18 protein-coding genes are annotated in these 19096 nt (G+C 33.0%); 2 read left to right on the forward strand and 16 right to left on the reverse strand.

Translation table 11 applies throughout. The features are described from left to right. Nucleotides 1–25: 25 nt before the first annotated feature. Nucleotides 26–304 (forward strand): hypothetical protein, encoded by a 279-nt coding sequence (locus AC07SW_RS06980; protein WP_494632522.1) that lies wholly within the window; start codon nt 26–28, stop codon nt 302–304. Nucleotides 305–428: 124 nt separating this feature from the next. Here AC07SW_RS06980 and AC07SW_RS06985 read toward each other — a convergent pair whose 3' ends face one another. The 8 genes from AC07SW_RS06985 to AC07SW_RS07020 all read right to left on the reverse strand — a co-directional run bounded on the left by AC07SW_RS06985 (nt 429) and on the right by AC07SW_RS07020 (nt 8347). Next, nucleotides 429–644, reverse strand: coding sequence for a hypothetical protein (locus tag AC07SW_RS06985; protein ID WP_034572381.1), 216 nt, complete (start codon nt 642–644; stop codon nt 429–431). A 19-nt stretch (nt 645–663) separates the two neighbouring features. After that, nucleotides 664–1089: a hypothetical protein gene (locus AC07SW_RS06990; RefSeq protein WP_135022680.1), complete on the reverse strand. Its 426-nt coding sequence runs from the start codon at nt 1087–1089 to the stop codon at nt 664–666. Then, nucleotides 1086–2525, reverse strand: a complete 1440-nt coding sequence (locus tag AC07SW_RS06995; protein ID WP_463688572.1) for a helix-turn-helix domain-containing protein — start codon at nt 2523–2525, stop codon at nt 1086–1088. The genes AC07SW_RS06990 and AC07SW_RS06995 overlap by 4 nt, the downstream gene beginning before the upstream one ends. 270 nt (nt 2526–2795) lie before the next feature. Beyond that, a complete protein-coding gene (locus AC07SW_RS07000) occupies nt 2796–3896 on the reverse strand; it encodes a WxLIP family cell surface protein (RefSeq protein WP_119907427.1) in 1101 nt (366 codons plus the stop codon). A 70-nt stretch (nt 3897–3966) separates the two neighbouring features. Further along, nucleotides 3967–4725 carry a WxL domain-containing protein gene (locus tag AC07SW_RS07005; RefSeq protein WP_034572386.1) on the reverse strand — a complete coding sequence of 253 codons (759 nt, stop codon included), beginning with the start codon at nt 4723–4725 and terminating at the stop codon, nt 3967–3969. A gap of 35 nt (nt 4726–4760) precedes the next feature. Beyond that, nucleotides 4761–5549: a WxL domain-containing protein gene (locus AC07SW_RS07010; RefSeq protein WP_034572387.1), complete on the reverse strand. Its 789-nt coding sequence runs from the start codon at nt 5547–5549 to the stop codon at nt 4761–4763. Between the two features lie 28 nt (nt 5550–5577). Further along, complete coding sequence (locus AC07SW_RS07015) at nt 5578–5901, reverse strand: LPXTG cell wall anchor domain-containing protein (protein ID WP_034572388.1); 324 nt, start codon at nt 5899–5901, stop codon at nt 5578–5580. A 10-nt stretch (nt 5902–5911) separates the two neighbouring features. Next, nucleotides 5912–8347, reverse strand: a complete 2436-nt coding sequence (locus AC07SW_RS07020; RefSeq protein ID WP_463685278.1) for a lectin-like domain-containing protein — start codon at nt 8345–8347, stop codon at nt 5912–5914. A gap of 334 nt (nt 8348–8681) precedes the next feature. On the opposite strand from AC07SW_RS07020, the gene AC07SW_RS07025 reads away from it, so the two are divergent. Then, complete coding sequence (locus AC07SW_RS07025; RefSeq protein WP_311780969.1) at nt 8682–10205, forward strand: acyl-CoA synthetase; 1524 nt, start codon at nt 8682–8684, stop codon at nt 10203–10205. A 43-nt stretch (nt 10206–10248) separates the two neighbouring features. Here AC07SW_RS07025 and AC07SW_RS07030 read toward each other — a convergent pair whose 3' ends face one another. From AC07SW_RS07030 to AC07SW_RS07065, 8 genes are all read right to left on the reverse strand, one after another. Further along, complete coding sequence (locus AC07SW_RS07030) at nt 10249–11775, reverse strand: flavocytochrome c (RefSeq protein ID WP_119907423.1); 1527 nt, start codon at nt 11773–11775, stop codon at nt 10249–10251. A gap of 225 nt (nt 11776–12000) precedes the next feature. After that, the gene (locus AC07SW_RS07035) at nt 12001–13179 is read right to left on the reverse strand and encodes a CynX/NimT family MFS transporter (protein WP_494632524.1); all 1179 of its coding nucleotides are present in this window, start codon (nt 13177–13179) and stop codon (nt 12001–12003) included. Between the two features lie 135 nt (nt 13180–13314). Beyond that, entirely contained in the window at nt 13315–13968 is a 654-nt protein-coding gene (locus AC07SW_RS07040) for a FadR/GntR family transcriptional regulator (RefSeq protein WP_135022675.1), read from the reverse strand. Nucleotides 13969–13996: 28 nt separating this feature from the next. After that, entirely contained in the window at nt 13997–14521 is a 525-nt protein-coding gene (locus tag AC07SW_RS07045; RefSeq protein WP_135022674.1) for a YehS family protein, read from the reverse strand. 400 nt (nt 14522–14921) lie between these two features. Beyond that, nucleotides 14922–15152, reverse strand: a complete 231-nt coding sequence (locus AC07SW_RS07050; RefSeq protein ID WP_034572406.1) for a hypothetical protein — start codon at nt 15150–15152, stop codon at nt 14922–14924. A gap of 47 nt (nt 15153–15199) precedes the next feature. Beyond that, nucleotides 15200–17260 carry a hypothetical protein gene (locus AC07SW_RS07055; protein ID WP_119907420.1) on the reverse strand — a complete coding sequence of 687 codons (2061 nt, stop codon included), beginning with the start codon at nt 17258–17260 and terminating at the stop codon, nt 15200–15202. After that, nucleotides 17232–18323: a WxLIP family cell surface protein gene (locus tag AC07SW_RS07060; protein WP_494632525.1), complete on the reverse strand. Its 1092-nt coding sequence runs from the start codon at nt 18321–18323 to the stop codon at nt 17232–17234. Before AC07SW_RS07060 ends, AC07SW_RS07055 begins: the two co-directional genes overlap by 29 nt. A gap of 69 nt (nt 18324–18392) precedes the next feature. Further along, nucleotides 18393–19094, reverse strand: coding sequence for a WxL domain-containing protein (locus AC07SW_RS07065; RefSeq protein ID WP_494632526.1), 702 nt, complete (start codon nt 19092–19094; stop codon nt 18393–18395). Between the last annotated feature and the right edge of the window lie 2 nt (nt 19095–19096).

Below are 19096 nucleotides of genomic sequence, written 5' to 3' on the forward strand. Positions count from 1 at the left end.
TTTAATTGCCAATTATTATCAACCGATGATTCGTCTATTAGTTGTAACAAAATTAGATGAATCAAAAAAACAAGCTTTATATGATAAAATCTACACTCTGCCTTTCTACCTAACAATTACAGATCAAGAAACAGATTGTATTGACCTTATTTTATCGGATTATTATTTACAACCGACACGTGAACCCATTTTTTACTGGCATATGTTTCCGCTAAAAGTTGAATGGGATCAATTAGAAGCTCGTATAAGAACTATCGAACAATTAAAGTTTTCAACACAAGCCCCTCACGTTATAAGCGTATAGCTCACCTATATGTTTATAGCGTCTTATTATATAAAAAAAGAAATAACCCCATTAATGAGAAAGTTATTTCATCTATGCTTTATTTTACTTTTCATTTAACAGTTATTGATGCTCTTCCATCCAATCACTTCATTCGCAAACCTTCGTCAAACAAATCAATATACAGAATTTCGCCAACATTACTAAATTTGTCATTCACATGTTTTATTGCTTCATTTTTAGTAACCTCTTCATCAAAAACAAGGCATCTGGATAGTCTTCTTTCTTTTTCTGTCCCCTGATTTACAATAAATTCTGTAACATAGATTGTAACATCTTTCCAATAATCTTCAATTTTCATAACATTGCCCCCTCTATATTTATCTGCCAAATAAGATTGTTCCTGATAATTGAATGTAAACTTCAGAAAGATAAAGATCATCTTCTTTGCCTTCGCCTGGCTCAATTCCATCTGGAAAAATAGTTTCTACGTTGAATTGTTGAGGTAAGTGGTTGTACCTATTTTCTTGTTTTTCTCTTTTCTTTTTAGATGGTTTAACAATTTTTATTGGCTTTTTCCCATCTGGTAAACTAATTAACGATTCTTCTGATAATTCTTGCTCGTTTTTTCTTTTTTGAGCCTGTCTTGGTGGAAATACCGGTTCTGCTTTTTTTGATGGATCTAATGGATCTACAATATTTTCTTGATCCGATGCCTGAACTGTGCATAAGTCGATAAATCCATAAAAGGACAATACCGTTAAGGATATAATCAGTTTTTGTATTAGTTTCTTTTTATTTATCATCTCTTCATTTCTTTCTTCTTTTTTATCTTCACCAACAATTCTCCCAAATTTCCCCAATCTTGGGTGGTTGGTGGAGTGTTCCATATTATATAATCGCAGGTTAATTCGTTCTTCATTAGGCTGTCCGTTAATAATAAATCCGTTTTGAGGTCTAAATTTTCTTGAATTTCGATATTTAAAAATTCAAATGTCTTAATATTCTTAATAATCATTTCATTGTAATTTTTTCCCAATAGAAAATCAACACAAACATTGATTTCTTTCATAAAAAAACTAGCAGGCATACTATTGATAATCAAATAAATGTATTCATTTAAGAGAAATTCTTTGTTTAAGTATACAATTTTCAAGCTCGGTGTTCGTCTGCAACTTTCTACAAACTCGTCACAAAATTGCAAAATTTCCCCATATTGTTCTTTAATAAAAGGAAATACAATAAATTCATCTCGAAAATATTTAGTTCGATTAATCAGACTTACTTTAAAATGGGCATGATTCAGCCCTTCTTCTATTTTTCTTTTTAATCTAAAATCTTCAAATTTACCAAAGCGCTCAACAAAACGGCTGAGAAATAATTCTGTTGTGTTGATACTTTGTTGATTATATTTTATAACATTTTCATCACTATTGATAATATTTTCTGAAATTAAAAATGCAATAAAAAAATTAATCTCCTTATCATCAATTTCTATGAACTTGCTTCTAAAAAAAAGACTGTACATTTGGTAATCTTCTTCTCTTAAATAATCACGAACTGTCATTTCAGAATCAATATACTCACCATTTTTTTGACGAATCAAGATAATACTAAACAAATAAAGTAATTTATTTGTCTGAATAATAGATAATCTTGGATAGCACTCCATTTTAAACTGCGCGGTCAGCAATTCCGCTTCTTCTGAAATATTTCTGTGAAAGGGTGTATCGATATTACCAAATATAGAATAATAAAAATTAAACATAAACATTCGTTGGTCCATTTCGTTGCCAACTAATTCAAATTTTGCATTTATTTTGATTCTTGTTCTTATAAACAATTTTTTTATTTCTTTAATGTAACTATATGCTTTGGGCATATTAACATAATTTTCTTCTGAAAAAATACTAACCCCTGGAAATTCTTTTTTTAAGATGCAATCAATCATTTTGAATTTAGGGGAATTGATTACTAGTTTATGAAGCAATATCTCTGAATTCACATCCAATTTTTCTTCTAATTGAACATATTTTTTGTATTTAATAATGTTAAATGATTCCGTCAAATCAAACTTTTGGAGATCATCTTCTAAATCATTTAAAATCCTCATCAACACAAACTCTGAAACATTTAAGGCTTCCATCAATTCAGAATAAGTTAATCTATTCCGATAACTTTCTTCTAGTGCTTTAAAGAGAAAAAATTTTCTATTATCAATCTTATCAAGAAATTCTTCCATGTAAATCCCCCTAATCTGCATGATTTATCTACTTCATTTCTACATTCGTTTTGTTGTTTTTCATTAAAAGGAATGATTAATAAGAAGGACTAACCATTGTTAGTCCTTTTACTTTCATTTAGCAGAGGGGGAGGAACTGCTCTTTTTTTGATTGATTCTAGTCTGTTTGTATGGATATTTTTTTGTGTGTTCAACTGACTTCATTTTAAAACCGGCTAAAAAATATTTGTTATTTATGTTCACTAGTTGTCCTTCCATTTCCTTTATCCCTTAATTATCCTTCTTTTGATTTGATTGTTGTTGTGCTAACTTTTTCTTTTTTCTTTTGATCCGGTTTCTTTTTTTACGCTCTTCCTCTTCTTTTTTTCGTTTGCGTTTTAAAATAAGAATAATTAGTAAAATTGATACTAAAATTAAAATAATGCCAACCACTATATAAATCCATGTATAATCTTTCTTTATAGTAACATCTTTAGCATTCAATTTTTTTGCTTCATCGGCCTTGATTGTGAAATTCTTTTTCCAATGCCAGCGATCAGCTTTGGTTGTTGCAGTCAATTCAAGTGTATAGTCTCCGGCCTCTAATTTTTTCCCTGATAATGAAATTGGAAAATCAAAATTAGAATTTGGGGCCATCTGCATAGCCTTTTTGGTTGTCTCATATAGCACTGTTGACTTATCTTTTTCAGTTATTTTAGCTGAAACATTTAGTTGATTTATATAGTTTGGTGTACTGTTTTGTAAATTTGCATTAATTACATTGCGGGCATTTACTTGATCTGGATACACTTTATTTAGCTTCAACTCTGGTTTAACAGGATTATTATTTTCATTTAGTACTAAAGCCACAACATATGCATATTGATTTTGAATCGATAAACCTTTTGTTTCTGTATTTTCGCTTTTTTTTGTGTCTTTTTCTTGTAGCGTGATACCGCCTGCTAGAATACCATCAAACGCTTCTTTAGGCATCTTGATTTTTAAAGGAACTTTGATTGAGCTATGAGCCGGTATTTTCACTTCATTTTCAACCTGTACAATTTCATTTAAATCGTACTTTAACGTAGAATCTTTTTTACTATCCACTGGCCCATATTCAACAACACCATTTAAATTAGTCGTTGCAGAATGGACTTTTGGTTCAACAATCACTTCATTTTCAGTGTCATTTCGTAAATTAATTTCTATTGTTTGTTCGATATCTGGCTTCACTAATAAATCAAAATAGGTCTTTGTTTTATCTCGTTGATTTTCTGGAATTACAGGCTCTACTGCAAAATTTAATTCTGATGCTGAAACAAATGATCCTTTGAGAAAAGGAATTGTCAAAGCGACTATTAGTAGGGTAAATAAATGTTTACGTTTTATCATAGTGGTCTCCTTCGTTACGCATTTCAATAATTGAACAGCATCAATTTTCATTGATGCTGTTCCGTTTTTTCTATTCTTCTGGTGTTTCACCATTATCCGGTACATCAGTTAATGTCCATGTTAATTTTGTTGAATAAGTGTCTGCCATTTTTGTTGTTTTACCTGGAACAGATAAAGTCACACTATCTGCTTTAGTTGTATCATCACCAAAACGGTATACCCACGTTCCAGCGCCTTCGCCTTCTTTAGCAGCCATGATATCTTCAACTGCTCCAGTTCCATTTGTTGTTAAATCAAAAGATTCTTTTACAACTGAAGGGATTGGTGAAGTTGATTCTGATGCTGATTGACCATTTTTAAATGACATCATCGCGCCTGTTAATTCTTCGTCTTTAGCTGTTTTAAATTGACCATTTTGTTTTACTTGTAATTTCCAGCCTTTCGCTCCACCACGATTATCGGTTACTTGTGCATAGTTTGGACGAGTTGAACCATCTTTTAATTCTTGAGGTGCTGCGTTGTAAACCATATCTTTACTTGTAATTTTATTTTCGCCAAAGAAAAATGAAGAGGCAAAATCAATACTTAGTGGGCCACTTGTTCCAGGATTTGGACCTTCTGGATCTGTTGGGTCAATTGGTTCTACTGGGTTTGTTGGATCTGTTGGATCCACTGGTGGTGTGATATTGTCATCTGGGACAAATTTTACAACAGCGTTTGAATCATAATTTGCTGGAATTTTACCTGGTGCTGCTAAGGCTGTTGCTGATGTTCCTACTAATGTTGCTAATGCTAGTGCTGACGTTGTGATTAAAGTTGCTTTTTTCATCTTTTTATTTCCTCCAATTGTTTAGTTGCTTTAATTTATTTTGTTGTTTCTTCTGGTGTTTCAGATCCATTATCAGGAATATCTGCTAATGTCCATGTTAATTTAGTGTTGTATTTAACTGCATCTTTTGGAGTTGATCCTGGAATATCTAACGTGATTGCTTTATTTTTTTGAACAGCTTCACCGTTGATTGTCATTTCTTCATTTGTCCCAAAACGATCTATCCATGTTCCAGCTCCTGTTTTAGCTGCTGCATTCATTACTGGTGATGCAGCTCCTGTAGGGTCTAATGTAATTGCTGAAGTGATAGGTGCAGTGACATCTGTTACATTACTAACCGCTACGCCATCTACTAATTTTAAAACTGAACCAGTCAATACTTTATTTTGTGTTGTTTGGTTAGAAAATTGCCCTTCTTGTTTAACAGTTAATGTCCAACCACCATTAGTTCCACGATTATCTGAAACTTGCACATAGTTTGGTCTAAATGTTCCATCTTTTAATTTTTGAGCATCAGCAAAATACGTTTCATCTTTATTGGTGATTTTATTTTTTCCAAAGGTTAAACTTGAAGCGTAATCAATACTTAACGGTCCGCTTGTTCCAGGATTTGGGCCTTCTGGATCTGTTGGGTCAATTGGATCAACTGGGTTTGTTGGATCTGTTGGATCGACTGGATTTGTTGGCTCGTCATTTGGAATAAATTCCACAAGTCCGTTAGATTCATATACGCCACCGTGATCGCCATCTGCTGCTAAGGCCGTTGTTCCACCGATTGTTGCTAATAGTAAAGCTGATGTTGTCATTAATGTTGTTAGTTTCATTTTTTATTTTCCTCCAAATTTTAATTAATTATTTTCCTAATTTTTTTATTCCTAAAAAACTACTTAATATCAAGATACCGCCTAACACAATAGGTAGTTGTGGATTGTTTTCACCAGTTTGCGGCAAACGATTACCAGAGCCTGTTTCACCTTGATTCGTTGGTGGACTAGTATTAGGCAAGATTCCAGATGGTTTTTCTTCACCTGGATATTCGTACTCTCCATAAAAACTAATGTCACCATTAGATGTGTAAGGTTGTTGGTTAGAGGGCTCTGCGAATGCGACTTCAATAGAGCAGAAACTAGTGAACAAAACAATAAATAACAATATAAATCGAGCTTGCTTTTTCATCTAATTCCTCCTATTGATTTGCTGGTGTATTTTGCAATGTCCAATTAATCGTGCCATTATAGGCTTCAGAATAAGCTTCTCCTGGATTGATTTTCAATGATAAGCCATCTCCATTTGGAAACCAATTATCAGAGACGTCAACGGCCTCGTCATTTGGGCTAACTGTTTCAAAAATAACAGTCGCGGCTGAATTGATAATCGAAGTTTGTCCTTGTCTGGTATACTGAACTGCGTTTGGAAGCACTTGATTCCCCGTGCTTGTTAAGACTTTTTTCATTTTAGCTGTAACCGTCCAGCTTTTTTTATCAGCTCTAGTATCTTGAACTGTTAACTTTCCATCCATTGCTGTTAGTGGATATATTTTAGGTTTTGATGTGATTGTTAAGTCTTCACCAAAATCAATCTTGCTCGGTGCAGAAATAAATTCTAATGCTCTCATTTTGTATTTATAGATAACATTTGTAATTTCTCCATCGCGATAAATACCCTTTTCATTTTCTGGAATGTCTACCAACAAATAGTCTGGAAATTCTTTTCGTTCTGCTTGATACTCTTCGCCACTATAACCTTTTAGATGAATATCATTTATAATTGGTTTATTTTCTTCATCTAAATACTGTACAATTACTTCACCCGTTGGTTGTTCTAAAAGATGAACGATAACAGAATTTCCTTCTGCAATATAATTATCCCCTTTTGCCTTAAATGTAGAAGTTAAATCTTGAGGTCCTTTCAAATTCTTATCTACTTGAACCTTAAAAACAATTTCTTGGTGCCGTTGTGTTTTAGTAAAATTCATTTTTGGAAATAATATATTTGAACCATTAATCGTTATAGAACTGTCTGCAATTGATTTTCCATCAATCGTAGCAGAACCCGGTTGATACGTTAATCCATCTGGCAAGGTAGCTATTGAAACGACATTCGTCCAATCTGCAATCCATTCTTCTTCTGATAGGTAACTATTTTTAATATGATATTCAATCACATCTCCAGCATTCGCTTCTTGCTCTGTTGCTAAGACTGTATTAGATGTGCTATTTTTGATGGTCACTTCTTGATTTGCATCAATTTCTTGTGGCAATTCTGAAATAGCAATAGCATTTTGTGCATAAGAGCCACCTGTCGATGACGTAAATCCCCAATAAACAGAGTCTCCGCCAAATTCAGTCTGCGGATTAATGCCAAAAGTAACTTTGTCTAAACCTTCTAATTGATAACTTAATTGATTCGTTGCGCTATCCCATGTCACAACAAAAGATCGCCACGTTCCATTTGATAAATAATCTGAAGGGTATTGAATGTGTGAATGTTCTCCTGAGTAGTTATTATTATTGCTCTTAGGTTTTACCACAGCAACATGCCCACGCCCGCCATTTTTATCAACTTCTCGGTCCATTCTATTAGAAGAACCATTATTATAGTAGGTATCAAATTCAACCGATAATCCTCGATGAACATAAGGTTTTCCTGATGCCGAACTATAAGAACCTAATCCCATTCCGCCACTTCCAATTACACTATTTGGGTTGGTTGCCATTCGTTCGTCATTTTGCAAGGTAAATGTAATTCCATCTGCGGCACTGGCTTTTGAATCTCCTAGATAGACATAAGACTTGAGTGCAAAGTTTTTCTTTAAGTCCAATTTGTTTTTTGACCAAATACTTCCTAATTGAGATTTTGCATCACTCATTTGTAGAATCGTTGGATCAATAAATTTAGCTCCCGAACCAATTGGGTCACGGAATTTTTCTTTAATAATTAAACGATCTTCTGGTTTGTTGGTCTCAATTGACCTAGCATTGTATAAAGAGCGTGTGTTTAAGTTCAAGTTTAATTGATTATCCAAATCTTCTGTCGCAGCTTTTTCTGCTGTTTCAGTATCGGGTGGAGTTGGAGCTTCACCTTCTTGATTATCAGCTTCATTTTCCGAGTTAGACTCGTCTTGAGCAGGTTCATTGGCTTCAACTGTCAACTGTAAGCTATTTGAAACAATTGTTGTTTGCTCATCGCTAGTCACAGCCTGTAAAGAATAATTTGTTGCTGCTGTCGCTTTGAAATCAAGAGCAATCGTTTGAGAACTTTCTTGAGTCGCTTCATTTTCACTCGTTGGAACAATCGTCACTTCTCTCGTTGTATAATCAAAGTTTACTATATAATTGGAATCGTCTTGTTTCTCAGGTAATGGTTGATATTCTATGCCTTCAGGAACTTTTAACTTTATTTCTTCTGTAAGCTTTCTTGAATAGATTAATTGAATTTGAAAAGTCTGATTAACTTGCTGAAGAGGGAGCGATTCTAGTTGAAATAACAGATTTTCTGATTTCTGCTGTTCTGCTTGAACTCCTTTTTCACCATCAACGTTATTTAAATTAAGTCCAATAATTATAAAAATACTAAAAATAATGAACAAAATACTTAACCATTGACTTTTTTTAGGTGTCATATTTTTCTCCTTTCCTTATTAATTTCCAAAATATCTGTTATTGGATACCTTGAATATACCATAGCCATCTTCATTATTTTTTAGAAAAAATAATAAAAAACAGCTAATTTTTAAAAAAATGGTTTAATAGTCGCTATCACAAGCAAACATCGTAGCCTTCATTTTGTGATTACTAACTTCATTTGACGAAAAAATCCCTTTATCCTTTGTTTTCAATTAGAAAAAAGCTTGTTTCCCTCTATTTTTTTTAGTCTTATTATAGAATCGATAGACATTCTTAAATCACATGATATAATAACACCATCTAAATATAAAAGGAGCGTATTGACTTTTAATGTTGAATAAATATGAACCATTAAACTTGTACACCAATTTTGAAAAAGCTGCAGAAAAATTCCCTACCAAAGCGATTTACTTTGATGAGCCTTTAATTGCTTTCCCTGAATTAAATTTGGAAACCACTTATCTAGGCTGTAAGGAGTCCATTGTGAATCGAGCAGCACAATTACATCAATTAGGTGTAAAAAAAGCAGACAAAATCATTATCTATAAATCAGCAAAGTTTGATACTTATCTATTAGCAGTCGCTGCTTCTTATCTTGGCGCTGTACCCGTTATGGTCTCACCTCATTTACCAGCAGAAACAATTGATATCTTTGTCAATCGTTTAGATCAGCCTTGGCTTCTATTCGATAGTGAAACTCATCACAAAAGTACTAGCTTAAAAAATCTACCTGATACTAAATTAATTGAAGTTGAAAAGTTGATTCTTAGCGACAGTGCACCTCAATGCCCTCAAGAAGAACTTGAAAAAGATACCATTTCTTATATGACTCACACCTCTGGTACAACAGGTGTTCCAAAGCTTATTGCACACTCAGCCAATTCAATGGGCTGGCGCACCAAGTGGCAAAAAAATATTTTCAGTATGATTCGTAAAAAAGAATTGGTGGCTTTCCATATTTCACCTGTTCATTCACGCTTTAACATTGGAATTTCATCTCTAATGGCGAAAGGTTTTCCGTTATTCCCAATTGCAAATCCAGCTAAAGAAAATATCCGCCGTATTTTAACAACTTATCAACCAAGAATTTTAGAAACACATCCAAATCATTTTGTACAATGGGCTTCTTTAGCTAGAGAACAACCAGAAGTATTTTCTAGTATCAAATTTTATCATTCCACTTTTGATGCTATCAACAAAGAAACCATGGCCGTTTTCTTACGTTGTTCAAAGGAAAAGTCCCCTGTTTTCTTACAAGTCTACGGACAAAGTGAATGTGGCCCAATGATTATGCGAGCAAATACAAAAAAATCTCTTAAAAAAACAGATGCACGGGATATGGGAATTGGCATGCCTGGCTTAACAAAAGTTCGAATTGTCGATCAAGAAGGAAATCCAGTTGGTGCTAATGTCAGTGGCAATATTCAAATGTTTTCAAAAGGGCGTGCATTGACCTATTATAAAGAAGATGCGCGCTTTCAAGAAAATGTTTATGGCAAATGGTGGGACAGTGGCGATTATGGTGCTAAAGATCATTTAGGACGTTTGTCACTTCACGATCGTCAAGTTGACTTGATTGCAAATATTGAAAGTTCATTGGCAATTGAAGACAAATTATTAGATGCCATGCCGTTCTTAGATGAAGTCGTTTTAATTCGCGGCGTTGACGGCAGTCCTCAACCGATTTTAGCTGTTAATGAAAATAAGGAAATGGATTGGGAGCAATGGTGGAAGAATGTTTCTGATCTGCCACATATTAATGAACCCATCATCATGAACTATGAAGACCTACCAAGAACGGCAACAATGAAAATTCAACGTCTTGAAATGGAGCGTTCTTTAAAAAATAACTAAAAAAAAAACGTGTTTGGTTGTTTAAGCAACCAAACACGTTTTTCTATTTAATTGTATTCACAAATGCTGCTGATTGTTCGCCAGCTTGACGTCCAAAAATAATGATTTCAGCAACTGAATTTCCACCAATTCGATTTTGACCATGTAAACCGCCAACTAATTCACCAGCTGCATATAAGCCCTTGATTGGTGTGCCTTCTTTCGTTAAGACTTCTGTATTAGAATTAATTTTAACGCCACCCATTGTATAGTGGATACCTGGTGCAATTTTAATTGCGTAGTAAGGACCTTTTGTAAGATCGTGATCCATTCCTGTTGTTCGCCCAAAATCTGAATCGGATTTTGAGTTCACATTGTCGTTCCATTTTGTCATTGTCGCTTCCAACTCTTCACTAGGAACATTGATTTCTTTTGCCAAGTCTGCAATCGTTTTACCTTCTTTAACGAATCCTTGCTGTTTATATTGTTCAACTGCTTTTGCTCGTTCAGCAACCCCTGAATCAAAAACCAAGTATGCATATTTATCAGCTGTTTGATTGATTGCTTGTGATACTTTATCACGTGTATCCAGTTCATTGACAAATCGTTGACCATCTGATGAAACTAAAATACCACCTTCGCCACGAACTACTTCACCAATTAAATAGGATTTCTCTTGTTGAACTGTCGGGTGAATTTGAATCTCGTTCATATCGACTGTTACGCCACCCAATTTTTGAATCATCTTGATTCCGTCACCAGTACTGCCCTTTTGATTTGTTGTAACGTAATCTTTCAATTCTGGGTTAGTTTCTGAAATCATTTCCATGTTTGCTCCAAAACCACCTGTTGTCACAACAACAGCATCTGCTTTGATGGTTTTCTTTTCTTTTCCATCAAATGTTACTTCCACGCCGTTTACTTTTCCATCTTTTTCAGTAATGTTTGTAACATCTGCATTTACAAATAATGGAATTTCTTGTTTTTGCACATTTTTAACAAGACCGTTCACTAAATATTGACCAACTGCAGAACCATCTTCTGGTCGATGAGTACGTTTTTCTTTCATTCCACCTGTAATCGTAATGTTGTTTAAACGAATTCCAATTGAATCTAACCAATCAATTGCTTCACCAGAATGATCAACAAAGTAGCGCAATAATTCTTTATCGTTTGTGCCATGTCCACCAGCTAATGTTTCTTCATAGAAAAGGTCATTATTGTCTTCAATACCTTGTTCTTTTTGGAATTTTGTTTCAGATGCATTCATACCTGATGATGATTTCATTGTATTTCCACCAGCAATAGGCATTTTTTCAAGAATAACAGGATTCAGTCCTTTTTCTTTTGCTTCTAATGCTGCAGACATTCCCGCTCCACCAGAACCGACAATCACAATATCATAACTGTCTTTTAGTTTATCTAGTGCCGTATAACTTGTTTCAGATGCACCGGTTGTTGCCTCTGAAGTTTCTGCTTTTTCTTTTGAAGAATCTTTCTTACTAACATCCTTTTCTTTTCCTCCACAGCCAGCTAAAACAATAACTAGACCACACATAACAAACAACAACGTAACCAATTTCTTTTTCATACTTTACCTCCAAATTTTGTTTATATTTTGTGTCGTTACTCCAAAAAAAGATTGTGAATTAACGAACAAAACGTTCGCTATTATCATAACAGGTTCAGTCCCTCAATTCAATAACAAATAGATTTAAAAGCTAATTTTATACTATTTTTTTAACAGATAGTTTGTGCAATAAATTACTTTTAACTAAAAAAACTACTCTGAGGATAAGAACTCAGAGTAGTTTTTTTAAAGATATACCTTTTTTGAAGCACCTAGACCGACATAAAGTAGAACGACCGATAGTGCTAACAAAACAAGTAATGAACTGATCCATGAATGGCTTAAATCATGTAATAAACCAAATAATAACGGTCCACTTGCAGCAAGCAAATAACCCACGGATTGAGCCATTCCAGATATTTGAGAAGCTTCGGCTGAGCTTTTAGAGCGTAAACTGAAAAACATCATCGATAAACTGAAACAGCATCCTCCGCCGATACCTAATAAAATAACAGAAATGACAATAATTGGTAGGCTTGTTGTCAACATAATTCCTAATAAACCAATAAAAATAGTGCCTGCACCAAGCCAAACAAGAATCGTTTGTTCTGCTAACCTACCTGCTATTATTGAGACTAAAAAAGTAGCTGGTACTAAAAATAATTGCAACAAGGTTAAAAGCCATCCTGTTAACTCGCCGTCTATATTTTTTTGCAAAATCAGCTGTGGCATCCATGCAATTAGCGTATAAAAAATCAAGGACTGAATGCCCATAAATAAACTGATTTTCCAAGCCAATGAAGATTTTATAAGGCTTTTTTGTTTGGGAGTAGATACAGATAAATCCATCTTCGTGGTCGAACGAACTTGTGGCAACCAAAAAACTAGGGCTAACATACTTAAAACAAGCCAGACTCTCAAAGAACCTTGCCAACCTAAATGCAGTTTTGTTGCAAGTGGCAAACTGATTCCTGACGCTAGTGCACCACAAACATTCATAGTGACAGAATAAATTCCTGTTATTAAACCAACTTTTTCAGGAAAATCTCTTTTAATTAAACTTGGAATTAACACATTGCAATGTGCAATAGAAATGCCAATCAAAATGGTTCCAAAGTATAAGAAGAAAGAACCTGAAAATGAACGAAGAAAAATGCCAATTGATAAGCCAATCAGCGATAAAAATAGCACTTTTTCAATGCCTATTTTCCGCTCACTAATTGGTGCTAAGATAGAACACAGAGCAAAAGCTAGTAATGGAGTGGTTGAAATCATCCCTGCTGCAGCTGAATTCAGACCTAAATCACTACTGATTGTTCCGATTAATGGTGCTACTGACGTAATTGGTGCTCTTAAAATTGTTGCAATGAATAAAATTCCAAGGCCTAAGAAAAAACCTTTTCGAGTTATAGTTCTATTCTTCATAAAATACCCCTTTTTAAATGTCGGACATTTGAACAATATGACATTAACACGAACTGAATAACTTTGTCAATAGAACGACAAAAAAAGCTGTTGAATTTAAGAGATAGTTTATTCAACAACTTCAAGCTTTGATTATTAAAAATGATTAATACAAGAGGCAACTTTTTCAGCTTCAATTGGATCTTGCTTTTTAATTGCCAGAAAGAGATCCTGATGCAATTTTTCTAAATCCGGCAAGTCTTGTTCTAAATCTTGATACATTTTTTCTAGAATAAGCTCATAAATATAGTTAGACATGTAACAATACAGTTCATACATTACGCTATTATGGGCAGCTTTGGCAATTTCCACATGAAATTCAATATCACTTTTAGCCTCTTCTTCAAGAGTCGCTTTTTTTTCATTACGCTTCTTTAACGCTAATGCTATTTTTTCAATATCTGTTTCATTACGATTTTTAGCAGCTAAAATTGCTAAGTCTTTTTCTAAAAAAAGCCTTGCTTCAGCAATTTCTTTCGTTTCTGCTTTTTCTAAACGGGTATACATATTGGCTTCAAACTTGCCTGCAGTCATTACATAGGTTCCATCTCCAGGCTTTGATGCAAGTACTCCTAATTGAGTTAAGGATTGTAACGCTTCCCGCATTGTATTGCGGCTTACACCAAATTGCTCTGCCAAATGAGATTCTGGAGGGATTTTTGACCCAACAGGCCAACGTCCGCTCTCAATTTGACTCTCAATTTCGGTTGTAATTTGTTTAGCTAAAGAGATACGTGTGGGTTTTTTCAACGTCAGTTCCCCCTTTTATAGAATGTGTTTAAGCGCGATATCGCATCGTCAAACCTTTTAAGAAATTACGTGCATAACGGTCGCCGCATTCTTTATAGTTGCGATGTCCTTCTTTTCTAAGCACCGCACTCAATTCACTATTTGAAAGATAAACGCCTGCTTCATCTAAAATATCAAGGATATCATCACTCGTTAGAGAAAGTGCGATTTTTAATTTTTTAAAGAGCACATTATTCACACTACGTTGATCTTTAATCATAAATTCTTGTTTTTTAGGCGCTCCGGGTTTTGGTTCTTGTTTCCCTCTTTTTAAAACAATCAGACCATTTAAAAAGGATTCTAATGTTTGATTATCGCAAGCTAGTTCGTATTCATTATCAGCAAATTCTTCAGTTTCTTCGTTGTTTGTTGCTGCCGTTTTTATTTTTGCTAGCATTTTTTGGACTGCTTCTTTCGTAACATCCAAGTCCCCCAGCTTAAAAATGTCGACCATCTCTTGATCTTTAAGATCTAAAGCGTATCTTAATCGTACTAGTATATCGTTTTTATTCATAATTTCCTCCACTGCATTTAGTCTACTCTCTTGATTATAAGCTTTTCTGTCCGTTATTGCATTAATTAATTCTATTCACTACTTTATGCTTCACAATAGTAAGTTAAATGGATTAAATATTGAAGTAATTTCCTAATTATTTTTTCTTTTTTATGAAGATAAAAAAGCTCTTGTAGTTTAGACATTTTTCTTTGCTTTATCAAATTCAACTTAACTATATCATAATAAAATTTACATCACATTCAAAAAAGTTCCGATTAGTCCTCCTTCTATTCCCTCTGTAATAAAAAATGCGACACAATTAATTGTGTCGCATTTAAACTATTTTAGTATCAAAATTCAACTGTCCATCTATCTAAAATTGTAAATGTAATAAACTAAATCAACGATTATTTAAGATTTATTTTTTTAGTCTAATTCCTTCTTCAAATTTGTCGATATTTAAAATGTCTACTAAATTATATAATTTTTCTTGCATGATTTGTTTTACCTTAGTTTCATCCACATCTGGATCTAATATTAAAAATTTTTGGAATTTTTTTATTACTTCGTTGTTGTTACTTAAACATTTAGCAGTAAAGACAACATAATAAATTGCATTATCCTCCCAATATTTGTCTAAAGTTTCCATATAAAAGTCTCCTTAATGTAGAGGTTATCGTTTAATCTTGCATATTATTATGGCGCATCTTTTAACGACCATTGTATACTGCCAGCATACTTCCCAATTTTCCCCTGTCCTGCTAACAAGCCTAAATATAATCCTGATGATCCATTTTTATTAAGATTTATAGTAGTTTCTTTATACGTTGATGTTGCGGATTGATTTAACAGTGTTGTTTCATCACTGTTTAAATAAAATTTTGCATTTTTATCATCTACATAGTATAAACTTTCTCTGAGGTCACCATCTTGAGAGGTTAATTTTTTAGATATTTTTGCAGTTAATTCCCAATTAGTAGATTCCTCTCCTCTAGTATCTTCAATTTTAATAATGGATTCATTAATCAAATTATAGTTTTTTTCGATAGTCGATAAAGTAATTTTTCCAAAATCCAAATCGTTTTCTATTTTTGTAAATTCAAGAAACCCATCTGTTACAGTTATGTTTATACTCTTTTCTAGTATTTTAGCATTTGAATCTTGCGCCCTTATTGTAGCAGTATAGCTTCCTTTAGAAAAATCTAAATTATTTTGTACAACGCTAATCGTTTCAATTTCTTTACCTGTTAAAATATCCCATGCCTTAGAACCAGATTTCTCTAAAATTAAATGGTTTAGGTTTGAATTGCTTACTCCTGTTTTCAAATCTTCTATCGTTATTTCAAAATCATTACCTGTTAAAATACTATTTCCTACAATCGGAGTCGTTTCATCATAGACTGTTACAGGAATCTCAATTACACTTTGATTGTTTGATTGATCACTTAACGTAACTTCAGCAGAAAAATACCCCACTTTATTCATTGGTGGAATTTTTGTTATTGAGTAGGTAACACTATCTGAGCCACCGTTATCAGCTACATTCGTAATTAAAGACGATGCATCCGAAGTAAAAACCGAATTTTTTTGAATTTTTTGTGGCACTGCTGTTGCAGTTGGTTTTACTGTATCAATAATTTCAAACTCAACCGTTATTGTAGCTGTACTTTTTCCATTAGTAACCTCAATACCGATATTTTTTTTTCCAATTTTTTTATTATCTGGAATATTTACAAATTTATTTACTTTAACATCATTTCCTGCACTGTCTTTTAAATCTGTTATAAAATCTGAAGGATTCAACTCATTAAAATCAGTTCCGGCTTCCACCTTTTTATTGGTTGTGTTTCCTGTCATCACTGAATAATCAACAGTAAAACTCTGGCTATTATCATAAGAGTCTAAAAAACCTGTATTAGCAGAAACTTCAATAGAATAACTTTCTCCTTCTTGAAATTTATCATTAGTTAAAGGAACTACAACATCAAATGTTGCTTTTCCATTTGTATAAGTAACATCCATATCTTTAATTGAATAAACATTATTACCTATGTTTATTGTAAGTTTTGATGTATCCACTCCAGATACATTTAATGATCCGGTGATATGAATATCTGAATTTATATATTTTTTGCCTACAACACTATCGACTTTTAGATTTAACATATTTGTAGTAGTGTAAAGCTGACCAAAACTTATTAGCCATCTTCCATCAGAAGTACTATTCGAGTTAGTTGGCAAGTATTTCAAATAATTATTATTAAACATATCATAACCTATTGAATAATCAAAATTAGCACTCGTTGATACTACAAAAGAATATCGATTTGATACAATTCCTACATACTTGGTATAAAATCTAGAATTAGCAGGGATTTTTGTCTCATCTGTATAAATTTCTTGTGTATACTGTTTCACAGACATTGAGTTATCAGAATTTACTGTTAATAACTTATTTGGAGCTCTCATCGAAGTGAAAATAAATTGTCCATTTGATAATTCTTTTGAATTCCAATAATTATCAATGATTATATTTGAATTTCCATATCTGTAGCCAAATGCTAAACCATTACTATCAATATCTAACCAATATGCCTGTCCAACTGTTAGAATTGGTATCGTTCCAGTAGGTGTCTTAAATGGACTATATGCATTAGCATAATGGGGTCTAATAAACAGTAATAAGCCTAATAAAGTACAACTAAATACCAAAAGAAAAAAATTTTTTTTATGTGATTTTTTTCTTGTTTCTTTCACTATTTTTTGCCTTCCTTCTTTTTTTTATTCTGGCAGCTTTTATTTTTTTTTCTCTATCAATTTTCTTTTTATGTCTAATCGTTAACCCAACAATTGTAATTCCGCAGATTATTAACAGTATAGAAATTGTCAGTGCGACTATGTTCCAATTTATTTCTTTTTTATCAATGTTTACAGCCTCATCATTTAATTTTTTTGTATCTTCTTTACCAATCGAAAAATTTTTATCAAAGCTCCATTCCTTTTCACCTGGATTAATTTTTAAATGGAGAGTATAATCACCTGCTTCTAACGGCTCATTATCCCAACTAATAGGAAAATCAAAGTTTGAATTAGGTGCCATAGACATTCCCTGCTTGTTTGTTTCATGAATTACTTTAGATTCACCTTCTTTTGTTACTTTTGCATCTATAATCAAATTATTAATGATTGTTGGTTTACTATTTTGAATATTTGCAGTAACAACTGTATGGTAATTTTGTAACGCTGGTTTAATTTTATTAAGGCTTAATTTAGGATCAACTTTAATAGTATTTTGTGATAATTGAATTCCAATGACATACGAATATGAATTTTTTATTTGTAAGTTTTCATTTGTATTTTTAGTTTCATTATCCTCTCTATATATATAAAACCCGCCTAAAATAATTCCTTGTAACTCTTCATTAGGCATTTTAATACTAAATGTTACATCTTTAGTTTCACCTGGATTTAGTTTAATTTTTTGCTTACCCGATATAATATCTGTTAGTGAGTATTTAAGAGACTTATCTTTTTCTAAATTTTCGTCACTGTAGTCTATTACACCATTTTGATTTGTTTTTGAATTATTAGGTACAATGTTTAATATAATTTCTTCTTCTGAACTGTTTTTTACAGTTAACGAAATTTCTTCTTTTTGATTTGGGTCCATTTTCAAATCAAAATATGTCTTATTTTTATCAATTTGATTTTCAGGTAAATTGGCTTTAACTGAATATCCCATAGAAGCAGCCTCAACGTTGGTAAATAAATTTAGATTGCTTATCATGCAAAAAAACAGTAATAGTATTGCTTTTTTCAATTAAAAAACTCCCAACTTATAATAGGCAACAAGAAAAAGAATACCTTTTTCTTGTTGCCGTATAAAATTTTATTTTGGAGCGTCAGAAAGAGACCAATTCAACTCCGCAGTGTATTCAGTGTTAGCTTTTGCAGATCCAGATAGTACCTTTAACTGTACGTTCTCATTTACTTCAGAATTTGCAGTCCATGTGCTTAGCCATGTCCCACTTCCTTGATTCTCATCGGCATTCATTATTGTTTGTGCATCGCTATTTATTAAAGTGACATCGCTACTTGTGGGAGGCTGAGATACGTTGCCTTTACTAGCAGATTTTACAGTTGCGTTTTTGAAGGTAAGTTCCGCGCCCTTCAGCACGTCTTTAGGATTTTCTGTTGACGTAAATTCACTCGCTGCAACTTTCAGCTCCCAGCCTGCTTCTGTCCCTCTTACATCCGTAACCTGAACATATGGTGATTTGTTTAGAGCACTATATACAGTATCTTTACCATTAATTTTATTATTCCCAAATTGGATATTGGAAATAAAATCAATTGATAGTGGTCCTGGATTATTTGTTCCTGGATTATTAGGATCAACAGGATCTACTTCAACAGGAAGATCAGGATCTATTGGATTTACTGGATTGGTTGATTCACTACCACCTTCTAAAAATTTGATACTATTAAGACTCTTTGCTTGGCTAGTAATTTCTGCATGAGCTTCTGATACGTCCAATAAAATATACGAATTAACTAAAAATAGTGATATCAATAATAATTTTTTTTTCATGT

This window comes from Carnobacterium sp. GW821-FHT04C06 (assembly GCF_059420345.1).

Coding starts and splice junctions, on each gene's coding strand:
- AC07SW_RS06980 (WP_494632522.1), top strand. CDS start 26: ATGATTCGTCTATTAGTTGTAACAAAATTAGATGAATCAAAAAAACAA.
- AC07SW_RS06985 (WP_034572381.1), bottom strand. CDS start 644: ATGAAAATTGAAGATTATTGGAAAGATGTTACAATCTATGTTACAGAA.
- AC07SW_RS06990 (WP_135022680.1), bottom strand. CDS start 1,089: ATGATAAATAAAAAGAAACTAATACAAAAACTGATTATATCCTTAACG.
- AC07SW_RS06995 (WP_463688572.1), bottom strand. CDS start 2,525: ATGGAAGAATTTCTTGATAAGATTGATAATAGAAAATTTTTTCTCTTT.
- AC07SW_RS07000 (WP_119907427.1), bottom strand. CDS start 3,896: ATGATAAAACGTAAACATTTATTTACCCTACTAATAGTCGCTTTGACA.
- AC07SW_RS07005 (WP_034572386.1), bottom strand. CDS start 4,725: ATGAAAAAAGCAACTTTAATCACAACGTCAGCACTAGCATTAGCAACA.
- AC07SW_RS07010 (WP_034572387.1), bottom strand. CDS start 5,549: ATGAAACTAACAACATTAATGACAACATCAGCTTTACTATTAGCAACA.
- AC07SW_RS07015 (WP_034572388.1), bottom strand. CDS start 5,901: ATGAAAAAGCAAGCTCGATTTATATTGTTATTTATTGTTTTGTTCACT.
- AC07SW_RS07020 (WP_463685278.1), bottom strand. CDS start 8,347: ATGACACCTAAAAAAAGTCAATGGTTAAGTATTTTGTTCATTATTTTT.
- AC07SW_RS07025 (WP_311780969.1), top strand. CDS start 8,682: ATGTTGAATAAATATGAACCATTAAACTTGTACACCAATTTTGAAAAA.
- AC07SW_RS07030 (WP_119907423.1), bottom strand. CDS start 11,775: ATGAAAAAGAAATTGGTTACGTTGTTGTTTGTTATGTGTGGTCTAGTT.
- AC07SW_RS07035 (WP_494632524.1), bottom strand. CDS start 13,179: ATGAAGAATAGAACTATAACTCGAAAAGGTTTTTTCTTAGGCCTTGGA.
- AC07SW_RS07045 (WP_135022674.1), bottom strand. CDS start 14,521: ATGAATAAAAACGATATACTAGTACGATTAAGATACGCTTTAGATCTT.
- AC07SW_RS07050 (WP_034572406.1), bottom strand. CDS start 15,152: ATGGAAACTTTAGACAAATATTGGGAGGATAATGCAATTTATTATGTT.
- AC07SW_RS07065 (WP_494632526.1), bottom strand. CDS start 19,094: ATGAAAAAAAAATTATTATTGATATCACTATTTTTAGTTAATTCGTAT.